This is a genomic window from Kitasatospora sp. NPDC050463 (assembly GCF_040655255.1).
GTDB lineage: Bacteria > Actinomycetota > Actinomycetes > Streptomycetales > Streptomycetaceae > Kitasatospora.
Window position 1 is genome coordinate 4,455 of sequence record NZ_JBFAJO010000067.1, and the last position, 23,988, is coordinate 28,442.

The window sequence follows — 23,988 nt, forward strand, 5'->3', positions numbered from 1 at the left end:
TCAGTCCTCCTGGTGGGAAACGGTGGTGTCGGCGGTGGCCTCGGCGAGCTTGGCGGCCAGGACCGGTCCGATCTGGGCCAGCGAGCCGGGTTGGGTCATCCGGTTGTGCCGGGTGGTGATTTCGTGCGATTCGATCCGGCCGGTGATGTAGGGCTGCCAGATCTCGGGCCCGGCGTTGTCCTCGGTCCGGTCGATCGTGGAGTTGAAGAGCAGCAGGTCTCCGTCGAACCGCGCGGGGACGAAGTCGACCGCCAGCTGCGCGTTGTTGATCATGATCTGGACGATCACTTCGACCTGTCGCTCGTTCAGGCCGGACAGCGCGCTGCCCCGCCGGTTCAGCACCTCGGCGACCTCGGCGTAGGTGATGTCCCGGTCGCCCAGCTCGTCCGGGTCGACGTCGAGCACTCCGACGAGCACGTCCCGCTCGGTGGGCACCGGCACCTCCTCGAACGTCACGTCCTTCACCGGGTAGGCGTCGAGGATCGCCAGCAGTGCGGTCCGCTCGCCGCGCGACTGCAGCTCGCAGGCGAGCGCGTGGGCGATCAGCCCGCCGGCGGACCAGCCGAGCAGCAGGTACGGGCCCTCCGGCTGGATCTTCTGGATGTGGTCGGCGTAGTCGGCCGCCATCTCCTCGTAGGACGTCGGCAGCGGTTCGGGCCGGCCGAGGCCGCGCGCCTGGATCGCGTAGACGGGGTGCTGGGGGCCGACGTGGTTCAGCAGCCCGCTGTACGACCAGCTGATGCCGCCGCCGGGGTGGACGCAGAACAGCGGGGTGGCGGTCCCGGTCGAACGCAGCGGCAGCACCACGTCCAACGCGTCATCGGGGTCGTCCATGACCAGTCGCTCGGTGAGCCCGGCCACGGTCGGCGCCTCGAACAGCATGCGCAGGCCCAGCTCCAGGCCGAGGGTCTCGCGGACCCGGGAGGCCAGCCGGGCGGCCAGCAGCGAGTGCCCGCCCAGGTCGAAGAAGTTGTCGTCGATGCACACCTGCTCCCGGCCGAGGACCTCGGCGAACAGGCCGCACAGCAGCTGCTCCTGCGGCGTCCGGGGGCCGCGACCGGCGTCCGACACCCCGTACTCGGGGGCGGGCAGGGCGGCGCGGTCGAGCTTGCCGTTGGCGGTCAGTGGCAGCGCGTCCACGGTGACGAACGCCGCCGGCACCATGTAGTCGGGAAGTTCGCGGCGCAGCCGGCCGGACAGCTCGACCGCCTCGGGCGCGCCCTCGGGAGCGGGCACCAGGTAGGCGACCAGCCGTTTGTCGCCCGGCCGGTCCTCGCGGGCGACCACGGCCGCCTGGGCGACGCCCGGGCAGCCCGCGAGTACGGCCTCGATCTCTCCCGGCTCGATCCGCAGGCCGCGCAGCTTGACCTGGTGGTCGGCGCGTCCGGCGAACTCCAGCGTGCCTTCAGGCCGCCACCAGGCCAGGTCGCCGGTGCGGTACATCCGGCTCCCGGGCTGCCCGTACGGGTCGGCGGTGAAGCGCTCCGCCGTCAGGCCGGGCCGGCCGTGGTAGCCGCGGGCCACGCCCACCCCGGCGAGGTACAGCTCACCGACCATGCCCACCGGCAGCGGCCGCAGGTGGTCGTCGAGCACGTAGGCGCGCATGTTCGCCATCGGCCCGCCGATCGGCACGGAAGCGGCGTGTTCGGGGAGGGTGCGCACCGGGTGACAGGTGGCCAGGGTGGTGGCTTCGGTGGGCCCGTAGCCGTTGACCACCTCGATGCCGGGGCAGGCCGCGAGCACCCGGGCGGCGGCGGCCGGGGAGACCACGTCTCCGCCGGTCCACACCTCCCGCACCCCGGCGAGCAGGCCGGGGCGTTCCTCGGCGACCAGCCGGAAGAGCCCGGCGGTGAGCCACAGCCCGGTCACCCCGTGCGTGCTGATCGTGTGCTGGAGCAGGTCGAGGTCGAGCTGCTCGGGCGGTGCGACCACGATCCGGCCGCCGTTGAGCAGCGGCACCCACAGTTCGTAGGTCGAGAGGTCGAAGGCCGTCGGGGAGTGCATCAGCACCCGCTCGTGTCCGCCGCCGCACCATTCGGGGGTCAGCGCGTGGCCCACCACGTCGCGGTGGGTGACGGCCACGCCCTTCGGCCGCCCGGTGGAGCCGGAGGTGTACATGATGTACGCCAACTGTCCGGGTTCGCAGCGGACTTCGATGGCGGACGGATCGGGCTCGGCCCGCTCCAGGGCGTCCAGCACCTCCCGGGTGAGCACCAGGGCGGCCCCGCTCTCCCGCAGGATCAGGTCGATCCTGGAGGCGGGGAAGCGCGAGTCCAGCGGCACGTAGGCGCCGCCCGCCTTGATGATCGCCAGGATCGCCGTAATCAGTTCCGCCGAGCGCTCCAGCAGTACCGCGACCGGCGTCTCCGGGCGGACGCCCTGGCGGAGCAGTGCCCGCGCGAGCCGGTTGGAGCGCTGATCGAGCTCCCGGTAGGTCAGCTCGGTGCCGCCCGCCACGACGGCCACCGCGTCCGGAGTGGCCCGCACCTGGCGGGCGAACAGCTCCGGCACCGCGGCCCGGGGCAGCTCGGCCGCCGTGTCGTTGAACCCGTACAGCAGTCGGTGGCGTTCCGCCTCGGACATGAGGTCGATCCGGCTGATCGGCCGATCCGGGTCGGCGACCGCCGTCCGCAGCAACCGGGCCCAGCGGTCGAACAGCAGCTCCACGGTGGCCGCGTCGAACAGGTCGGTGGCGTACTCCACCGCGCCGACCAGGCCGTCGGGGTGGCCGTCCGGGCGGAACTGCTCGGCCAGGCTGAAGGTCAGGTCGACCCGGGAGGTCCCGGTCGGCGCCTCCAGGTGGCCGGTCTCCAGCCCCGGCAGCGCGAACTCGCCCAGCGGCGCGTTCTGCAGGGCCAGCATGACCTGGAACAGTGGGTGGCGGGCCAGCGACCGCGCCGGGTTGACCACCTCGACCAGGTACTCGAACGGCACGTCCTGGTGGTCGTACGCGGTGAGCGCCCTCTGCCGCACCCGTCCGAGCAGTTCGGCGAAGCCGGGGTCGCCGCCGGTGTCGGTGCGCAGCACCAGGGTGTTGACGAAGAAGCCGACGAGCTCGTCCAGCGCCTGGTCGGTGCGGCCGGCGATCGGGCTGCCGATCGGGATGTCGGTACCGGCGCCGAGCCGGGTGAGCAGCGCGGCGAGGCCGGCCTGGAGCACCATGAACATGCTGGCGCCGCGTTCGGTGGCCAGGTCCCGCAGCGCCTGGTGCAGTTCGGCGTCCAGCCGGACCACGACCCGGTCGCCCAGCTGGGAGGCCACCGGCGGCCGGGGCCGGTCGGCGGGCAGCTGGAGCTGTTCCGGCATGCCCTGCAACTCGTCTTTCCAGTAGGCCAGTTGCCGGGCGAACAGGCTGTCCTGGTCGGCGGCGTCGCCGAGCAGGCCTCGCTGCCACCGGGTGTAGTCGGCGTACTGCACCGGCAGCGGCGACCACGGCGGCTCCTCGCCCCGGCAGCGTGCCGCGTAGGCCGCCGCCAGGTCGCCGGAGAGCGGGCCCATCGACCAGCCGTCGGCGGCGATGTGGTGCACCACGACCAGCAGCGCGTGCCGGTCGGGGGCGAGCGCGTACAGCTCCACCCGGACCGGCGGCTCCGCCGCCAGGTCGAAGCCGCGCCGGGCCGTCCGCGCCAGCCGCTCGGCCAGGCAGCCCTCGTCGAGCTCGATCACCGGCAGCTCCGGGTGTGCCTCCGCCGCGTCCAGCACGACCTGGTAGGGCACGCCGTCCGTCTCCCGGAAGACCGTCCGCAGGCTCTCGTGCCGGCCGACCACGTCCGCCAGCGCGGCGTGCAGGGCCGGCCGGTCGAGTTCGCCGGTCAGGCACAGCGCGAGCGGCATGTTGTAGGTGGCGCTCGGCCCGTCCATCCGGTGCAGGAACCACAGCCGGCGCTGGGCGAAGGACAATGGCACCAGGTCCGGGCGGGGCTGGGCGGTCAGCGCGGGCCGCACCGTTCCGGAGCCGTCCAGGCGGGCCGCCAGGGCGGCCACGGTCGGGGTCTCGAACAGTGTCCGGACCTCCAGTTCCGCGCCGAGGGTCGCCCGGACCCGGGAGGCCAGGCGGGTCGCCAGCAGGGAATGCCCGCCGAGGTCGAAGAAGCTGTCCTCGACCCCGACCTGGGCTAGCCCGAGCACCTCGGCGAACAGCTCGGCGAGGAGCTGCTCCTGCGGGGTGCGCGGCGCCCGCCCGGCCACGGCCGGGCCGAGGTCGGGTGCGGGCAGGGCACGGCGGTCGAGCTTTCCGCTGGCCGTCAGCGGCAGCGCGTCCAGCGCCACGAACGCCGACGGGACCAGGTAGTCGGGCAGCCGGTCCCGCAGCCAGCCGCGGAGTTCGCTGAGGAGGGCGCCGGTGCCCCGGCTGCCGGCCGGGCGGTTGGTCAGCGACGACAGCGCGGTGCCGGCCCGCCGCACCGGCCGGTAGGCCTCGACGGGTGCGTCCGCAGGTCCATCGGTGAAGAGCGCGTCTAGGGCTTCGGGCGCGTCGGCCGACCAGGTGAGGTCCACCCGACGGCCGAGCTCCCCGCCGAGGGCGTGGAAGTCCTCCGGGTCTGGCAGGTCACCGTCGGCCGGGCCGTGCAACCGCTCCAGCAGCCCGGCGAGCGTGCCGTCCCCGTTCCGCACCGCCCGGGCCAGCTCGGCCTCGCGTGCGACGCGGCGGTTCGGGATCCCGGTGAGGCGCACCGGGCCGGTACCCCGTCGCCCGAGCAGTTCACGCAGCTCCGCCAGGCCGGCGACGTCCCGGCCCCACGCCAGGTCCAGTGGCCGGACCGGTACGGCCGGCCGCTTGTGCAGCGTCACGTCGTAGCGGTAGCGGCTCAGTTCGTTGTGGTGCCGGCCGCGCTTGACCTCCACCGCCACCGTGCCGATGTCCGTGCCGTGTTCCCTCAGGGCCGTGAAGAGGTCCGGGTCGACCAGGAGCTCCTTCTCGACCCGGAGGGCCTGCTCCACGGCGCGGCGCACCGCGGCGAGGTCGGCGCCGTCCCCGGTCCGGTGCACCTGGACGGCGGTGGCCAGCGGGCGCAGCAGCCGTAGGTTGCGCACGTCGCCGATGAAGAGCGCGCCGCCCGGGGCGAGCAGCCGCATCAGCTTCCCGATCACGTCCGCGAGGTAGTCGGCCGACGGGAAGTACTGCACCACCGAGTTGATCACGATGGTGTCGAACTCCCCGGCCGGCAACCCGTCGGTGTCGTGCGCCGGGCGGGTCTGCAGCACCACCCGCTCGGCCAGGTCCTCCTCCCGGGCCACCTGGGCGGCCAGTGCGTCGATCGCGGTGGCGGAGAAGTCGGTCGCCCAGTAGGTCTCGCAGTTCGGCGCGACCTGCGAGAGCAGCAGACCGGTGCCGACGCCGACCTCCAGCACCCGGCGGGGACGCAGGGCCAGGATGCGGGCGACAGTCGCGTCCCGCCACTCCCGCATCTGGTCGACCGGGATCGGGTCGGCGTCGTAGCTGCTGTTCCAGCCGACGAAGTTCTGGCCGAAGGCGGCTTCGTCGGGAGTGATGGGCAGGGCGTCGTAGATGCCCCGCCACTCGTCCACGTGGTCCGCTTCGACTCCGCTGTCCCGGAACGCCTCCTGGTGCGGGACGAGGTAGCCGATCAGCCGGTCGTCCTGGGCGAGGACGGCGGCCCGGGCGACGGCGGGGTGCTCGGCCAGGGCCGACTCGACCTCGCCGGGCTCGACGCGGAAGCCGCGCACCTTCACCTGGTCGTCGGCCCGGCCGACGTACTCCAGCTGGCCGTCCGCGCGGAAGCGCGCCAAGTCGCCGGTACGGTACATGCGCTCGCCGTCCGCGCCGAACGGGCAGGCGACGAAGCGTCCAGCCGTCAGAGCGGGCCGGTTCAGGTAGCCGCGCGCCAGCCCGGCGCCGGCCACGTACAGCTCCCCCGGCACACCCGGCGGCACCGGCCGCAGTCGCTCGTCCAGCACGTACACCCGGGCGTTGGCGATCGGACGGCCGATCGGCGGCACACCCGCGGCCGGGGACAACGGATCGCTCATCGTCGCGCACACCGTCGTCTCCGTCGGACCGTACGCGTTGATCATCCGCCGATCCGATGCCCAGCGTTCCACCAGCTCCGGCGCACAGGCCTCACCGGCCACGACCAGTGTGGACACGGTCATCGAACCCTCGGGGAGGGCGGCCAGGACGGACGGCGGCACGGTCACGTGGGTGACGACGAGCCCCGGGTCGGTCAGCGCGGCGACCGGGTCCGCCGCGGGCGGCAGCACCAACGCCGCGCCGCACAGCAGGGCGGTGTAGATCTCCGACACCGAGGCGTCGAAGCTGGGCGAGGCGAACTGGAGCACCCGGCTGCCAGGTTCGATCGCGAACTGCTCGATCTGGCCGGCGACCAGGCTCGCGACACCGCCATGGGCGACCACGACGCCCTTGGGGCGACCGGTCGAGCCCGAGGTGTAGATCACGTAGGCCGGATGCCGGACGTCGAGGGCGACCTCCGGATCGGTGTCGGGCCACTCCGAGACGTCGGCCACCATCGCCGGATCGTCGACCACCACCGCCGGACGGGCATCGTCCAGCATGAACGCGATCCGCGCCTGCGGGTACGCCGGATCCACCGGCAGGTACGCCGACCCGGCCTTCAGCACGCCGAGTACGGCCACCACGGCTTCCACCGACCGTGGCAGCGCCACCGCGACCAGCTGCTCCGGACCGACCCCCCGGGCGATCAGCGAGTAGGCGAACCGGTTCGCCCGCTCGTTCAGCTCCCGGTACGTCAACTCGACGTCGCCACGGACCAGCGCGACCGCATCCGGCGTCGCCGTGACCTGGGCGGCGAAGGCCTGCGGCACCGGGACGGCGCCCACCTCGCGGGCGGTCGCGTTGCCCCGTTCCAGCAGCCGGTGCCGCTCGTCGGCGTCGAGGAGCTCGATCCCCCCGATCGGCTGCTCCGGGTCGGCGGTGACGGCCTCCAACAGGAGGGTCCAGCGCCGGGCCAGGGCTACGACCGTCGAGCGGTCGAACAGGTCGGTGGCGTACTCGACCGCGCCGACGATCCCAGCCGGGCTCCCGTCCGGACCGAACTGCTCGACCAGGCTCACCCCGAGGTCGAACTTGGCGGTTCCGGTGGCCACCGCGTAGGTGGCGACCTCCATCCCGGGCAGCGAGAACCGGCCCATCGGCGCGTTCTGCACGGCCAGGATCGTCTGGAACAGCGGGTGGTGGGACAGCGACCGGGCGGGGTTCAGCACCTCCACCAGGTGCTCGAACGGCACGTCCTGGTGGGCGTACGCCGACAGCGCCGTCTCCCGGACCCGCCCCAGCAGCTCGGCGAAGCTCGGATCACCGCTCGTGTCGGTGCGCAGCACCAGCGTGTTGACGAAGAACCCGACCAGCTCGTCCAGCGCCTCGTCGGTACGCCCCGCGATCGGACTCCCGATCGGAACGTCCGTGCCCGCACCCAGCCGGGTGTACAGCGCCGCCAGCGCCGCCTGCAGCACCATGAACAGACTCGTCCCGGTGCGCCGTGCCAACTCCGTGAGGGCGGCATGAAGTTCGGAGTCGAGTTCCAGGCCGACGTGGTCCCCGTGCCAGCCGGCGACGGCCGGACGCGGCCGGTCGACGGGCAGCCGGAGCAGCTCCGGCAGGTCGGACAGCTGCCGCTTCCAGTAGTCGAGTTGCTCGGCGAACCGGCTCTGCGGGTCGGCGGCGTCGCCGAGCAACTCGCGCTGCCACAGCGTGTAGTCGGCGTACTGCACCGGCAGGCCCGTCCGGACCGGCGCACGCCCCTCGCAGCGGGCCGCGTACGCCGCGGCCAGGTCACGGGCCAGCGGGCCGGTGGACCAGCCGTCCCCGGCGATGTGGTGCATCACCAGCAGCAGCACGTGCTCGTCGGTCTTCTCGGCGAGCGCGAACAGCTCCGCCCGCAGCGGAACCTCCGAGGTCAGGTCGAAGGGCTGCCGGGCGAACTCGGCGAGCTGGTCGAACAGTTCGGCCTCCGACACCTCGGTCAGCCGCGCCCGCGGCCGGGCCGCGGCCGGGTCCAGCACGCGCTGGCACGGCACGCCGTCGACCTCCGGGAACACCGTCCGCAGGCTCTCGTGCCGGGCCACCACGTCGGCCAGCGCCTCGTCCAGCGCCGCTCGGTCGAGCGTGCCGGTCAGTTGGAGCGCCAGCGGGATGTGGTAGGTCGCGGCGCTGCCGTCCATTCGGTGCAGGAACCAGAGCCGGCGCTGGGCGAAGGACAGCGGCACCGTGTCCGGCCGCTCGTGCACGGTCAGCGCCGGGCGGGCGTGGCCCGCCCCGGCCAGCGCCTCGGCCAGGCCCGCCACGGTGGGCGCCTGGAACAGCGTGCGCAGCCCCAGCTCGACGCCGAGCACCGAGCGCACCCGCGCGGCCAGCCGGGTGGCGACCAGGGAGTGCCCGCCCAGGCCGAAGAAGTCGTCGTCGACCCCGACCCCGGACACGCCGAGCACCTCGGCGAACAGCTCGCAGAGGATCTGCTCCTGGGGGGTGCGCGGGGCCCGACCGGCCTCGGCCGAGCCGAGGTCGGGGGCGGGCAGCGCCGCGCGGTCCAGCTTGCCGTTGGGGGTCAGCGGCAGCGCGTCCAGCACCGTGAACACGGCCGGCACCAGGTAGTCAGGCAGCCGGTCACGCAGGTGCGCCGCCAGCTCCGCGGGGCGGACGGCCGCGTCGGGACGGGTCGCCACGTAGCCGATGAGCCGGTCGTCCCGGGCGAGGACGGCGGCCCGGGCGACGCCCGGGTGCTCGGCCAACGCCGCCTCGACCTCGCCGAGTTCGACACGGAAGCCGCGCACCTTCACCTGGTCGTCGGCCCGGCCGACGTACTCCAGCTCACCGTCCGCCCGCCGGCGCACCAGGTCGCCGGTGCGGTACATGCGGTCGCCGTCCTTGCCGAACGGGCAGGCGACGAACCGGCCGCCCGTCAGACCGGGCCGGTTCAGGTAGCCGCGCGCCAGACCGGGGCCGGCGACGTACAGCTCCCCCATCACACCCGGCGGCACGACGCGCAGCCGCTCGTCGAGCACGTACACCCGGAAGCCCGCGACCGGCCGGCCGATCGGCGGAACCCCCGGACCGGGCGACAGCGGGTCGCTCATCGTCGCGCACACCGTGGTCTCCGTCGGGCCGTACGCGTTGATCATCCGGCGTCCGGGCGCCCACCGCGCCACCAGCTCCGGTGCACAGGCCTCACCCGCCACAGCCAGCGTCGACGCGGTCACCGAGCCCTCCGGCAGGGCAGCCAGGGCCGAGGGCGGCAGGGTCACATGGGTGATGCCGAGCCCGCGGTCCGTAAGGGCCTCCAGCGGAGCCTCGGCCGGGGCCAGGACGAGAGTCGCGCCGGTGAGCACGGCGCTGCACAGGTCCCAGAAGGACGCGTCGAAGCTGGGCGAGGCGAACTGGAGCACCCGGCTGCCCGGCGCCACGCCGAGCCGCTCGACCTGTGCCGCCACCAGGCCGGACACGCCACTGTGGGTCACCACGACACCCTTGGGCCGGCCCGTCGAGCCCGAGGTGTAGATCACGTAGGCCGGCTGCCGGACGTCCACCACGACAGCCGGATCGTCCTCCGGCCGGTCCCCCTCGACCACCATCGCGGGGTCGTCGACCACCACCGCCGGACGGGCATCGTCGAGCATGAACGCGATCCTGGCGGCAGGGTACGCCGGGTCCAGCGGCAAGTACGCGGCCCCGGCCTTCAGGGTGCCCAGGACCGCCACCACCGATTCCGCCGACCGCGGCAGCGCCACCGCCACGACCCGCTCCGGGCCGACACCGCGAGCGATCAGCGCGTGCGCGAACCGGTTCGCCCGTGCGTCCAACTGTCGGTACGTCAGCTCCGTTTCCCCGCAGATGAGCGCCGCCGCATCCGGCGCCGCCGCCACCCGCGCCGCGAACAGCTCCGGCAGGCTCGCCGCGTCCGCCGCGCCGTCGACGGCGGGCAGCAGCTCGCGCCGCTCCTCCGCGGACAGCAGGTCGATCCCGCCGATCGGCAGGTCCGGGGCGGCGGCGACCGCCGCCAGCAGCCTGGTCCACCGGGTGACCAGGGCCTCGACCGTCGAGCGGTCGAACAGGTCGGTGCTGTACTCGACCGCGCCGCTGAGCCCGGCCGGCGCGCCGTCGGGTCCGTGCTCCTCCGCGAACCCGAAGGTCAGGTCGAGCCGCGCGGTCCCGGTGAGCACGGTCACCCCGGAGACCAGGAGACCCGGCAGCTCGAAGTCACCACCCGGCGCGTTCTGCACGACCAGCCCGGTCTGGAACAGCGGGTGGTGGGACAGCGAGCGGGACGGGTTCAGTGCCTCCACCAGGTGCTCGAACGGCACGTCCTGGTGGGCGTACGCCGACAGCGCCGTCTCCCGGACCCGCCCCAGCAGCTCGGCGAAGCTCGGATCACCGCTCGTGTCGGTGCGCAGCACCAGCGTGTTGATGAAGAAGCCGACCAGCTCGTCCAGCGCCTCGTCGGTACGCCCCGCGATCGGACTCCCGATCGGGATGTCCGTCCCCGCACCCAGCCGCGTGTACAGCGCGGCGAGTGCGGCCTGGAGCACCATGAACAGGGTCGCACCCGAGCGCCGCGCCAACCCCACCAGCGCGGTGTGCAGTTCGGCATCGATCCGGAGTTCCAACAGGTCGCCGCCGTACGACATGGTGGCCGGGCGTGGCCGGGCGGCGGGCAGCTGCAGCTGCTCGGGCAGCCCGGCCAGCGCCTCCGTCCAGTAGGTGACCTGCCGGGCGAACACGCTGTCGGTGTCCTGCTCGTCGCCCAGGATCTCGTGCTGCCACAGGGTGTAGTCGCCGTACGTCACCGGCAGCGGCGGCCAGGCCGGCGCCTCGCCGCGCTGCCGGCTGGTGTAGGCGGTGGCCAGGTCGCGGGCCAGCGGGCCCATGGACCAGCCGTCCCCGGCGATGTGGTGCATGACCAGCAGCAGCACGTGCTCGTCGGTCTTCTCTGCGACCGCGAACAGCTCCGCCCGCAGCGGTACTTCCGAGGTCAGGTCGAAGCCACGCACCGCTGCCTCGCGCAGCATGACGGGCAACTCCGCCTCGCCGGCCACGCGCACGGTCAGCGGAACGGCTGCCTCGGTGGCGTCCAGCACCCGCTGGTACGGGACTCCGGCGATGTGCGGGAAGACCGTGCGCAGGGTCTCGTGCCGGGTCACCACATCCGCGAGCGCGGCACTCAGCGCGGCCCGGTCGAGGTCGCCGGACAGCCGCAGGGCCAGCGGCATGTGGTAGGTGGCGCTCAGCGCCCCGAACTGCTGGAGGAACCACAGTCGGCGCTGGGCGAAGGACAGGGGCATCGGATCGCGGCGGGGCCGGGGTACCAGGGCCTGCCGTGCGGAGGCGGCGTCGTGCAGCCCGGCCACCAGTCCGGCGGGTGTCGGCGTGCGGAACAGGCTGCGCAGCTCCAGCTCGACTCCGAGGGTCGCCCGGACCCGCGAGACCAGCCGGGTGGCCAACAGCGAGTGCCCGCCCAGGTCGAAGAAGTCATCGTCGACCCCGACCTGCGGCAAGCCCAGCACCTCGGCGAACAGCTCGCACAGGATCTGTTCCTGCGGGGTGCGCGGCGCCCGTCCTCCGGTAGCTCCCGCCGGCTCGGGCGCGGGCAGCGCGGCCCGATCCAGCTTGCCGTTGGGAGTCAGCGGGAGCGCGTCCAGCAGGACGAACGCGGACGGCACCAGGTAGTCCGGCACCCGGTCGCGCAGGTACGCCGCCAGTGCCTCCGCTGTCGCACCGGCCCCGGCCAGGGGGACGACATACGCGACGATCCGGTCCTCGCGGGCGAGCACCGCGACCTGTCCGACGCCCGGATGCGTGGTCAGCTCGGCCTCGATCTCGCCTGGTTCGATCCGGAAGCCGCGCACCTTCACCTGGTGGTCCACCCGGCCGGCGAACTCCAGCTCGCCTCCCCCAGCCTCCGGCCGGGGGGACCCCCAAGCGCGCCAGCGGACCAGGTCGCCGGTGCGGTACATCAGCGAGCCCGCCGGCCCGTACGGATCGGCGATGAAGCGCCCGGCGGTCAGCCCGGGCCGGTTCAGATAGCCGCGGGCGAGGCCCGCCCCGGCCAGGTACAGCTCGCCCAGCACCCCGGGTGCGACCGGCCGCAGGGCCGAGTCCAGCACGTACGCGCGGCAGTTGGCGATCGGGCGGCCGATCGGCACTGGCAGCGGGCAGTCCGCCGGGTCGGCCGGCAGTGGGTAGGCGGTGATCACATGGGTCTCGGCGGGACCGTAGTGGTTGTGCAGCAACCGGCCCGGGCGGCGGGCCTGGAAGCGGCGCACCGCACCGCCGAGGCGCATCGCCTCACCGGCCTGCGCGACCAGCCGCAGGCTCGGCAGCTCCAGCCCGGCCTCCTCGGCGGCCTCGGCCAGCGCCTCGACCACCAGGTTGGGTGCGAACAGCTCGGCGACCTGGTGCCGGTCGAGCCAGTGCGCGAACAGTTCGGCGCTGCGGCGCTGCTCCTCGGTCGGCACCACCAGGGTCTTGCCGTACAGCAGCGCGGAGAGCAGCTCCTGCACCGAGACGTCGAAGCTGATCGCGGTGAACTGCGCGACGCGGGTGCCGGGTTCACCGCCGACGGCCTCGTGGTGCCACGCCAGCAGGTTCAGCAGCCCGGCGGCGGGCATCACCACGGCCTTGGGCCGGCCGGTGGATCCCGACGTGTAGATGACGTAGGCCGGGTGTCGCGCGTCCACAGCGACGGCCGGATCGTGCTCCGGCCACTCCCCGTCCGGTGTGACGGCCGCGAGGTCGTCGAGCACCACGGCCGGGCGCGCGTCCTCCAGCATGTACGCGATGCGGGCGGCCGGGTAGTCCGGGTCGACCGGCAGGTACGCCGCGCCCGTCTTGAGCACCGCGAGGACGGCGACCACCAGCTCGGCGGATCGCGGCAGCCGCAGGGCGACGACCTGCTCCGGCCCCACCCCGCGGGCGATCAGCGCGTGCGCCAGGCGGTTGGCCCGGCGGTTCAGCTCGCGGTAGGTCAGCAGGGTGTCGTCAAGGACCACCGCAGGGGCCTGCGGGGTCGCCCGGACCTGCGCCTCGAACAGCGCCGGCAGCGTGGCGGCAGGCACCGGGCGGGCGGTGTCGTTGCGCGCGACCAGCAGCTCGTGCCGCTCCTCCGCGGTGAGGACGTCGATCCGGCTCAGCGGCCGGTCCGGCTCGGCGACCACCGCCGCCAGCAGGCGCAGCCACCGGGCGACCAAGACCTCCACCGTGGCGTGGTCGAACAGGTCGGTGCTGTACTCGACCCGCCCGACGATGCCCTCGGCCGGCCCGACGGTGCCACCGCGCTCCAGCAGGTGGAAGCCGAGGTCGAACATCGCCGTGGGCGTCCGGAACAGCAGGACCTCGGCGCTCAGACCGCTCAGCGCGAACTCGGTGCGGGGCACGTTCTGCAGCGCGAGCAGCACCTGGAACAGCGGTTGCCGGGCGAGTGACCGGGACGGGTTGACGGCCTCGACAACCTGCTCGAACGGCAGGTCCTGGTGAGCGTACGCGCCGAGCGCGGCCTCCCGGACCCGGACCAGCAGTTCGGCGAAGGACGGGTCGCCGCTCGTGTCCGTGCGGAACACCACGGTGTTGACGAAGAACCCGACCAGGTCGTCCAGCGCCTCGTCGGTCCGTCCGGCGATCAGGCTGCCGACCGGGATGTCCGTGCCCGCGCCGAGCTTGTCCAGCAGCGATGCCAGGGCGGCCTGCAGCACCATGTAAACGCTGGCCCCGTGCTCCCGGCCCAGGCGGCACAGCGCGCCGTGCAGCTCCGTGTCCAACTCGACCGCCAGCTGCCCGCCCTGGTACGAGGTGGCCGCCGAGCGGCTCCGGTCGGCGGGCAGCCGGATCTGCTCGGGCAGGCCGGCCAGCCGCTCCGTCCAGTAGGCCGACTGTCGGGCGAACAGGCTCGCGGGGTCGTCGCGGTCCCCGAGCAGCCGGTCGTGCCACAGCGTGTAGTCGGCGTACTGCGCCGGAAGCGGCGCCCACTGCGGTTCCTGGCCCCGGCGGCGCGCCGCGTACGCGGTGGCCAGGTCGGCGGCCAGCGGGCCCAGCGACCAGCCGTCACCGGCGATGTGGTGCATCACCAGGAGCAGCACGTGCTCGTCCGCCGCCGACTCGAACACCTCCGCGCGCAGCGGCGGTTCGGCCGCGAGGTCGAAGCCCCGCGTTGCGGTACCGGCTAGCAGGTCCGGCAGGGTCGTCTCGTCGGCCGGGGTGACCGACAGTCTCGGGCGCGCCTCCCCGGCGGGCAGTACCTGCTGGTGGGGTACGCCGTCCACGGCCGGGAAGACCGTGCGCAGGGCTTCGTGCCGGTCGACGACGTCGCCCAGCGCCGCCTCCAGGGCCGCCAGGTCCAGCGGTCCCGAGAGCCGCCACGCGAGCGGCATGTTGTAGACGGAGTCGGCGCTCTCCAACTGGCGCAGGAACCACAGCCTCCGCTGAGCGGACGACAGCGGCACCAGCGCGGGCCGCTCAGCCCGCGACAGGGCGAGCCTGGCCCGGTCCGCGCCGCCCAGCCCGGCAGCCAGCCCGGCCACCGTCGGATCGCGGAACAGGGTGTGCAGCGGCAGCTCCACGTCCAGGGTCGTACGGATCCGGGCCACCAGCCGGGTGGCCAGCAGGGAGTGCCCGCCCAGGTCGAAGAAGTCGTCGTCGACACCGACCTGCGACAGGCCCAGCACCTCGGCGAACAGCCCGGCCAGCACGTGTTCCTCGGGCGTGTGCGGTGCCCGGCCGGTCCCCGTCACGGAGGTCTCCGGCTCGGGGAGTGCGCGCCGGTCCAGCTTGCCGCTGGTGTTCAGCGGCAGGGCGTCGAGGGAGACGAACGCGGTCGGCACCATGAAGTCCGGCAGCCGCTCGCGCAGGTGCGCCCGCAGGTCCTCCGGCCGGAGCTCCGCCCCGGTGACGGGCACCGGGTAGGCGACCAGCCGGGGGTCCCCCGCCCGGTCCTGCCGGACGATCACGGCGGCCCGCGCGACCTGCGGGTGTTCCGCCAGTGCCGCCTCGATCTCGCCGAGCTCGATCCGGTATCCCCGGACCTTGACCTGGTCGTCGATGCGGCCGAGGAACTCCAGGTTCCCGTCCGAGCCCCACCGCACCAGGTCACCGGAGCGGTACATCCTGGATCCGGCCGGTCCGAACGGGTCCGCGACGAACCGCCCCGCGGTCAGCCCCGGCCGGTTCAGGTAGCCGCGCGCCAGCCCCGTGCCTGCGATGTACAGCTCGCCCGACACCCCGGCGGGCACCGGCTGCAACGCGGCGTCGAGCACGTGAAGTCGGACGCCCCCGAGCGGCCTACCGATCACCGGGCGCGCGCTCACCTCCACCGGCGCGACCACCGAGTCCACCGTGCACTCGGCCGGCCCGTAGTAGTTCAGGGAGAACACGTCGCCGCCCGCCCGCAACCGCTCCCACAGCTGCTCCGGAACGGCCTCACCGCCCAGCCCGACCATCGAAGGACGCCACGACGGGTGGTCCAACAGGCCGTTTTCGACCAGGACTTGCAGGTAGGACGGGGTTCCGCCGACAGTGTCCAGCCCGGCCCGCGCGGCGTACTCGAGGTAGGCGTCCGGGTCGCTCCAGGTCGCCTCGTCCAGGACGTGCAGCTCGTGACCCGCGTACAGGGCGAACAACTGGTCGCAGGAGGCATCGAACGACACGGACGTGGTCAGCCCGATCCGCATCCGCTCCCCGGTCCGGAAGAGCAGCAGACACTGGTTGGCGAACAGGTTGACCAGGCCGCCGTGCGTCGCCACCACGCCCTTGGGCTTACCGGTGGAGCCGGAGGTGTAGATGACGTAGACCGGGTGGCCCGGATCGACGACCACCGCCGGGTCCGTGGCCGGGCAGCCCTCCATCAGCCCCGCCGTCACCGGGTCGTCGGTCACCAGCCATCTGACCGGACCGTCCGGCAGCCGACCCCGGGTGGCGGCGTCGGTCAGCCCCAGGACCGGCCGGGCGTCGTCGAGCATGTATCCGATCCGCGCGGCCGGGTACTCCGGATCGACCGGGAGGTACGCCGCGCCGGTCTTCAGCACCGCGAGGATCGCCACCACCAGCTCGGCCGACCTCGGCAGCGCCACCGCCACCAGCCGCTCCGGCCCCGCACCCCGCGCGATCAGCGCATGCGCCAACCGATTCGCCCGCGCGTCCAGCTCAGCGTACGTCAGCGACGCTTCCGGCCCCACCACCGCGACGGCGTCCGGAGTCGCCCGCACCTGAGCACTGAACAGCTCCGGCAGACTCGCGGTGAACGCCTGGGCCTCCGGGCCGGTACCCAGCGCCGTCAACTCATCGCGCTCCTCGGCGGTGAGGAGGCCGAGCCGGCTGAGCCGGCGCCGCGGGTCGGCCATCGCGGCGCGGAGCAGCCGCTCCAACCGCCCGATCATCGTCTCGACGGTGGCCGGGTCGTACAGGTCGCTGGTGTACTCGACGGACCCGTCGATCCCCTCCGGGGTACCGTCCTCCGCGTGCCGCTCGGACATGGTGAAGATCAGGTCGAGCTTGGCGGTGGTCGAGGTCGACGGCACGTCCTCGACGCGCAGTCCGGGCGGCGCGAAGTCGGCGCGGGGTGCGTTCTGCAGCACCAGCATGACCTGGAACAGCGGGTGGTGCGACAGCGACCGGGACGGATTCAGGAGCTCGACCAGGTGTTCGAACGGAAGGTCCTGGTGGGCGTACCCGGCCAGCGCGGTGTCCCGAACCCGGCCCAGCAGCTCGGCGAAGGTCGGATCGCCCGAGGTGTCGGTACGGAACACCAGGGTGTTGACGAAGTAGCCGACCAGTTCGTCCTGCGCCTGGTCGGTCCGGCCCGCGACCGGGCTGCCGACCGGGATGTCGTCGCCCGCACCGAGCCTGCTCAGCAGTGCCGCCAGCCCTGCCTGGAGCACCATGAACAGACTGGTCCCGTGTGCCCGGGCCAGCTCGCGCAGGCCGCGGTGCAGCTCGGCGTCCAGCCCCGCGCGCACGAGCCCGCCCCGGTGCGAGGCGACCGCCGGGCGGGTCCGGTCTGCGGGCAGCTCGATCCGGTCCGGCAGATCCGCCAACTGCCGGGTCCAGTAGGCCGCCTGGCGGGCGAACAGGCTGTCCTGGTCGGTGGATTCGCCCAGCAGCTCGTGCTGCCACAGGGTGTAGTCGGCGTACTGGACCGGCAGCTCCTCCCACTGGGGCTCCTCGCCCCGGCAGCGTGCCGCGTAGGCGGCGGTCAGGCCCTGCGCGAGCGGGCCCAGCGACCAGCCGTCGCCCGCGATGTGGTGGAGCACCAGCTGGAACACGTGCTCGTCCGCTGCCAGCTCGAACAGCTCGACCCGCAGCGGGACGTCGACCGCCAGGTCGAATCGGTGGGCCTTCGCCTCCGCCATGACGGCCGGCAGCTCGGCCTCGGTCGTCCGGCTCACCAGCAGCCCCGGGCGGGCTGCCACGACGTCCAGCACCTCCTGGTGCGGCACGCCGTCCACCGCCGGGAAGACGGTGCGCAGGCTCTCGTGCCGCGCCACGACGTCCACCACGGCGGCTTCCAGGGCCCGCCGGTCCAGGTCCCCGGACAGCCGCCAGGCGAGGGAGATGTGGTAGTTCGCGCTGGCACCCTCCAACTGGTGCAGGAACCAGAGCCGCCGCTGCGCGAACGACAGCGGGATCACCTCGGGGCGCTCGCGCCGTGCCAGGGCGGCCTGCGCCGGTCCGGCCGCCACCAGGGCGGCGGCCAGGCCGGCCGGGGTCGGTGCCTCGAACAGCGTGCGCAGCGGCATCTCCACGCCGAGGGTCGCGCGGATCCGGGCGGCCAGGCGGGTGGCCAGCAGGGAGTGGCCGCCGAGGTCGAAGAAGCCGTCCTCGACGCCGGCCGACGCCACGCCCAGGACCTCGGCGAACAGCTCGCAGAGAACCTGCTCCTGCGGGGTGCGCGGCGCTCGGGCGGTCGCCGCCGGGGCGAGGTCGGGGGCGGGCAGAGCACGGCGGTCGAGCTTGCCGTTGGTGGTCAGCGGCAGTGCGTCCAGCAGGACGAACGCCGACGGCACCATGTGCTCCGGCAGCCGCTCGGCCAGGTGTCCGCGCAGCTCGGCCGGGCGCGGCGCGGCGCCTGAGGCCGGCACCAGGTAGGCGACCAGCCGGGTGTCGTCGGCCCGGTCCTGCCGGGCCAGCACGGCGACCTGGGCGACGCCGGGGTGCGCAGCGAGTGCCGCCTCGATCTCGCCGAGCTCGATGCGGAAGCCGCGTACCTTCACCTGCTGGTCGGCCCGGCCGACGTAGCGCAGGCTGCCTCCCCCAGCCTCCGGCCGGGGGGACCCCCATGCGGCCCGGCGCACCACGTCGCCGGTGCGGTACATCCGGGAGCCTGCGGGCCCGAATGGGTCGGCGAGGAATCGCCCGGCGGTCAGGCCGGGCCGGTTCAGGTAGCCGCGGGCCAGGCCAGGGCCGGCGACGTACAGCTCGCCCGCGACGCCCGGGGCCACCGGGCGCAGGCCGCCGTCGAGGACGTACGTGCGCAGGTCCGGCAGGGCCGTGCCGATCTGCCCGGTGGCGTTGCCGGAGGCGTCGAGCGCCGCGTGCGTGACGTGCACGGTGGTCTCGGTGATGCCGTACATGTTGACCAGCCGCGGCGTGTCCTCCGGGTGACGCTCGTACCAGCTCGTCAGCCGGGCGTGCTCCAGCGCCTCACCGCCGAACACCACGGTGCGCAGGGCGAGTTCGGGCGCCGCTTCCTGGTCCGCCTGCATCAGCTGGTAGAAGGCGGAGGGCGTCTGGTTGAGGACGGTCACCCGCTCCCGGGCGAGGAGCTCCAGGAACCGGCCGGGCGAGCGGCTGGTCTCGTGGTCCACGACGACCAGCCGGCCGCCGTGCAGCAGCGCGCCCCACAGCTCCCACACCGAGAAGTCGAAGGCGTAGGAGTGGAACAGCGTCCAGACGTCCTCGGCGGTGAAGCCGAACAGCTCCCGGGTGGTGTCGAACAGTCGCACCACGTTCCGGTGCGGGACCACGACGCCCTTCGGGTTGCCGGTGGAGCCGGAGGTGTGGATGACGTAGGCCGCCTGACCGGGATCGACCGCGACCCGCGGGTCGGAGTCCGGCAACCCGTCCAGTTCGGCGGTGTCCAGCAGCAGCCGGTCCACGCCGTCCGCTCCCGGCAGCTCGCCGGCCGCGCCGGTCGTCACCAGGAGCGCGGGCCGGCCATCCTGGAGCAGGTAGGCGATCCGGGCGGCCGGGTACCGCGGGTCCACCGGGAGGTACGCGCCGCCGGCCTTGAGCACGGCGAGCACCGCCACGGCCTGCTCCGCCGAACGCGGCAGGGCCAGCGCCACGAGCTGCTCCGGGCCCACGCCCCGCTCGATCAGCGCGTGTGCGAGCCGGTTCGCGCGGGCGTTCAACTCGCCGTAGGTCAGGGTGACTTCGCCGTCGGTGAGGGCGGCGGCGGCCGGGTTGGCCCGCACCTGCCGCTCGAACAGCGCAGTCAGGCCGCCCTCCGGCACCTGCTCGCCCTGGCCGGTACGGGCCGGGAGCAGTGCGCTGAGCTCCTCGGCGGACAACACGTCCACCCGGCCGATCCGCCGGCCGGGGTCGGCGACCACGGCGCGCAGCAGCCGCAGCCAGCGCTCGACGATCCCGGCCACGGTGTCCGCGTCGAACAGGTCGGTGCTGTACTCCACCACGCCCGACAGGCCGTCCTCGCCGGGCTGTTCGGCCAGGATGAAGGTCAGGTCGCACTTGGCCGTTCCGGTGGGGACCAGGTCGGTCGCCACCCGCAGCCCCGGCAGGTCGAAGGTGCCGAGCGGCGCGTTCTGCAGGGCGAGCATGGTCTGAAACAGCGGGTGGTGCGCCAGCGTCCGGGTCGGGTTCAGCGCCTCCACCAGGTGCTCGAACGGCACGTCCTGGTGCGCGTACGCGGCCAGCGCGTCTCCGCGCACCCGGCCGAGCAGTTCGGTGAACGACGGGTCACCGGAGAGGTCGGTGCGCAACACCAGGGTGTTGACGAAGAAGCCGACCAGCTCGTCCACGGCCTCGTCGGTGCGCCCGGCGATCGGGGTGCCGATCGGGACGTCGCTGCCCGCGCCGAGCTTGCCCAGCAGCGCGGCCAGTCCGGCCTGGAGCACCATGAAGAGGCTGGCCCCGCCGTCGCGGGCGAGCGCGCGCAGGCACTGGTGCAGCTCGGAGTCGATCCGTACCGGCAGGTGGGCGCCCCGGTAGGACATCGCGGCCGGCCGGGGCCGGTCGAACGGCAGCTCCACCTGCTCGGGGAGGTCCGCCAGCTGCTCGCGCCAGTAGGCGAGTTGGCTGTTCAGCAGGCTGTCCGGGTCGGTTCCGTCGCCGAGCAGCTCCCGCTGCCAGAGGGCGTAGTCGGCGTACTGGACGGGCAGCGGCGACCACTCCGGCTTCCCGCCCTCGGCGCGGGCCACGTAGGCGGTCGCCAGGTCCCGCGAGAGCGGCCCCATCGACCAGCCGTCACCGGCGATGTGGTGCACTACCAGCACCAGCACGTGCTCCTCGGCCGCCAGCTGGAAGAGTTCGGCGTGCAGTGGCGGTTCCTCGGCGAGATCGAACCCGTACCGGGCCGCCTGCGCCAGCCGCTCCGGCAGCTCGCGTTCGCCGAGCTCGGTCACCCGCAGCCGCGGCCGGGCCTCGTCGGGGTCCAGCACCCGCTGGCACGGCACGCCGTCGGCGGTCGGGAAGACGGTGCGCAGGCTCTCGTGCCGCTCGACCAGGTCCGCCAGGGCGGTTTCCAGGGCCCGCTGGTCCAGGCTTCCGGACAGCCGCAGGGTCAGCGGGATGTTGTAGGTGGCGCTCGGGCCCTCCATGCGCTGCAGGAACCACAGCCGCCGCTGTGCGAAGGACAGCGGAACGGTCGCCGGCCGCTCGCGCCGCGCCAGCGCCGGACGCGCCCGGCCCGCGACGTCCACCGCCGCCGCCAGTTCCGCCACCGTCGGCGCGTCGAACAGGTCGTGCAGCCTCAGCTCCACGCCCAGCACCGACCGGGCCCGGGCGACCAGCCGGGTGGCGAGCAGCGAGTGCCCACCGAGGTCGAAGAAGCTGTCGTCCAGCCCGGGCTCGGACACCCCGAGCACCTCGGCGAACAACCCCACGAGCAGGTGCTCGGTCGCGGTGCGCGGGGCACGGCCCGGCGCGGCGGGCTGCCGGTCGGGGTCCGGGAGGGCCTGCCGGTCGAGCTTGCCGTTCGGGGTCAGCGGCAGCGCGTCCAGCAGCACGAGCGCCGACGGCACCATGTGCCGGGGCAGCCGGTCCCTCAGGTGGTCGCGCAGGGCGGTGTCGGTCACGGTGGTGCCGGGCTCGGGCACCGCGTAGCCGACCAGCCTGGGCTCCTCGGCGCGCACCAGCACGGCGGCCCGGGCGACCTGCGGGTGCTCGGCGAGGACGGCCTCGATCTCGCCGAGCTCGACCCGGAAGCCGCGGATCTTCACCTGGTCGTCCGTGCGGCCGAGGAACTCCAGGTTGCCGGACGCGTCCCAGCGCACCAGGTCCCCGCTGCGGTACATCCGCGATCCGGCCGGCCCGAACGGGTCGGCAACGAACCGCCCGGCGGTCAGCCCCGGCCGGTTGAGGTAGCCGCGGGCGAGGCACGCGCCGGCGAGATACAGCTCACCCGCCGCACCGGTCGGCAGCGGCCGCAGGGCGCCGTCGAGCACGTACAGCCGGGCGTTGGTGGCCGGCCGGCCGATGACCGGGCGCGAGCTCGAACCCAGGGACGCGATCACCGGGTTGACGGTGCACTCAGACGGCCCGTAGAGGTTGAGGCAGGACACCCCCTCGGACGCCCGCAGCTGCTCCCACAGCCGCTCCGGAACGGCCTCGCCGCCCGCCGCGACCAGCGCCGGGCGCCACTGCGGGTCGCTCAGCAGCCCGTGGGCGACCAGGACGTCCAGGTAGGACGGCGTGGCCTCGATGTAATCCAGCCCGCAGCGAGCCGCGTAGCCGACGAAGGCCACGGGGTCGGTCCAGGTCGCGTGGTCCAGGACGTGCAGCTCGTGGCCCGCGAACAGGGCGAGCAACTGGTTCCAGGAGGCGTCGAACGACACCGACGTGGTCAGGGCCACCCGCAGCCGCTGCCGCTCTCCGAGCACCGCCGCGAAATGCACCTGCCGGAGGTCGGCGAGCAGGTTCAGCAGACCGCCGTGGGTCGGTGCCACACCCTTGGGCCGCCCGGTGGAACCGGACGTGTAGATGACGTACGCCGGATGACCCGGATCGATGGCGATCATCGGGTCGGTGTCCGGCTGTCCGTTCAGGTCGTCGGTGTCCAGCACCAGCCGGTCGACCGGACCGCCGGCGGGCAGGCGGTCCTCACTGCGGGAGTCCGTGACCACCAAGGCCGGTTGGGCGTCGTCGAGCAGGTAGGCGATCCGGGCGGTCGGGTACTCGGGGTCGACCGGTACGTACGCCGCGCCGGTCTTCAGCACCGCGAGGATCGCCACCACCAGCTCCGCCGAGCGCGGCAGGGCCACCGCCGCCAGCCGCTCCGGTCCCGCGCCCCGCTCGATCAGGGCGTGCGCCAGCCGGTTGGCCCGCGCGTCCAGCTCCGCGTACGTCAACGAGACGTCGCCGCAGACCAGCGCGACGGCGTCCGGGGTCGCCCGCACGTGCTCCCGGAACAGCTCCGGCAGGCTCTCGGCCGGGGCCGGCGCGGCCGGCCCGGCGCCGAGCACCGCCAGCTCGCCGTACTCCTCGGCCGTGAGCAGCTCGATCCGGCCCACCAGGTCATCCGGGTCACAGTCCGCGACGGTGTCGAGCAGTGCGAGCAGCCGCTCCTGATGGGCGGCGAGGTCGTCGTCGCCGTACGCCTCCGGCGCACCGTGAAGCCGAAGGAGCGGCGGGTTGCCGTCCCGGTAGTCGAACACCCAGACGGCGAGGTCGGTGGTGGACCCGGACACGAAGTGGTGCACGGAGGCCGGGTGCCCGGCGAAGCTCGGCCTGGAGTTGAAGGCCATGATGTTGACGATCAGCGGGAACGCCGTCCCGATGCTGCCCGGGGCGCCGAGGTCACGCAGCAGGTCCTCGCTGCGGTAGCGCTCGTGCGTGACGGCTGACTCGACCTCCCGCGCCGCCTGGGCGACGAGTTCGCGCCACGGCATGTCCGGTCGCACCGTCAGCCGCAGCGGCACCACGTTGGACATCGTGCCCGGCACCGACATCAGGTCGCGGTCGGCGCCCCTGCGGGCCGTGACGGGCATGGCGAGCACCACGTCCTGGGTGCCGGTCAGCCGGTGGGCGTAGAGCGCCGTCGCCGCGATCACCACGCGGGACCACCGGACGCCGGAACGTCCCGCCGCCACCCGCAGGGCGTCCGGGCGGCGCAGTTCCCGCTCCTCGGCCAGCCGGAGAGCGCGGTGCGGGTCGGTCGCGGAGGTGTCGGTGAGCCGGGTCGGGGCGGGCAGGTCGGCGAAACGCTCGGTCCAGTAGGCGCGGTCGGCGGCGAAGTCGGTGGACGCGCGGTAGCCGGCGTCGCTGTCGACCAGGTCCCGCAGCGAGCCGAACGGGCACGGCGGTACGGCGTCGCCCTCAGCGAGCGCCGAATACACCTCGCCGACCCGCTGCCGGAGCATGGAGCTGCTGATCGCGTCCAGCACCACGTGGTGGTAGTTCAGGTACCAGAGGAATTCCGTCGGCGACGCCTTGATCAGCGCGTGGCCGAACAGCGGGTCACGGGCGAGGTCCAGCGGGCGCAGCAGGTCCCGCTCCATCCACTCCACGGCCAACGCGCGGGGATCGGGCTCCCCGCTGAGGTCGAGGTGCGCGGGCGTCCAGTCCCAGCTCTCCCGGAGGACCTGGCGCGGGCCGTCGCCGTCGTCGACGAAGGTCACGTGCAGGGCGTCGACCTCGTCGACGACCCGGCGCAGCGCGGTCTCGAACAGCTCCCGGTCCACCGGTCCGTGGATCTCCAGGCACTCGCCGACGCGGTAGCCCGGGATCGGCGTCCGTGAGCTCTGCTCGGCGAGCCAGATCTCGAGCTGGGCGGCTGTCAGGGCCAGGACGTCGCCGTCGCGACGGGACATGGGGTACCTCCGAGAGTGTGGGCA

General features: G+C 73.8%; 1 protein-coding gene. It reads right to left on the reverse strand.

Annotated elements, in window-relative coordinates; translation table 11 throughout:
• Positions 1-23,964, reverse strand: a complete 23,964-nt coding sequence (locus AB0J08_RS31700) for a non-ribosomal peptide synthase/polyketide synthase (protein WP_360641299.1) — start codon at positions 23,962-23,964, stop codon at positions 1-3.
• Positions 23,965-23,988: the final 24 nt, after the last annotated feature.

Excerpts from the sequence above, each read along its gene's own strand:
- AB0J08_RS31700 (WP_360641299.1), bottom strand. The coding sequence starts at position 23,964 with ATGTCCCGTCGCGACGGCGACGTCCTGGCCCTGACAGCCGCCCAGCTC.